The sequence below is a fragment of the Collinsella sp. AM15-2 genome, from assembly GCF_003471985.1.
Classification (GTDB): domain Bacteria; phylum Actinomycetota; class Coriobacteriia; order Coriobacteriales; family Coriobacteriaceae; genus Collinsella.
The window spans coordinates 339-912 of sequence record NZ_QRKO01000052.1 but is presented as its reverse complement, the minus strand read 5'-3'; positions in this window follow the sequence as shown (position 1 = coordinate 912).

The following is a 574-nucleotide window of genomic DNA, read 5'->3' as shown; positions in this document are numbered from 1 at the left end:
GCAAGGAGATATATTGCCAGACCGGAGGGGCGCCGGGGGCGGGAATCCCGTACTCCATATTTTGTTCACAAATGAATTAGCTGGCTCCGAGTTGCTCAGAGTCACATATTTGGTCATAAACCATGGACAGACCGTATGACCTCGGGAATCTTGCTGTCCACTGTAGACATAGCATCTTTATACCCTCGTCGGTCTCTGCTAGTTAGCTCGTCATAAATAGAAGGACAACGTTAACAAACCTATAAAACGCCAGCGGGGGCTCTATCACTAATTAGATAGAGCCCCCGCTGGCGGAGTGTATTTGATTGAAACAATACCCCTTAACTGATTTACTGGAAATAAGGAGCAAAAGAACCGTCCGGATATACGTGGCGACAGAACCCTAGAGTCGACTGAGCGCCAACAGAAAGCGACATAAACAAAAAGATCGGCTCTACCCCAACGCAGATGACAACGATGACCTCGACTAACGTCAATCCGAGCACTCCTAAAACGGATAGGGCAAATATCGCATATAACGCAAAAAAGGGGAGGCCGCGAGGCCTCCCCCTTCTGCAGTTCAAGCGTACGGCTC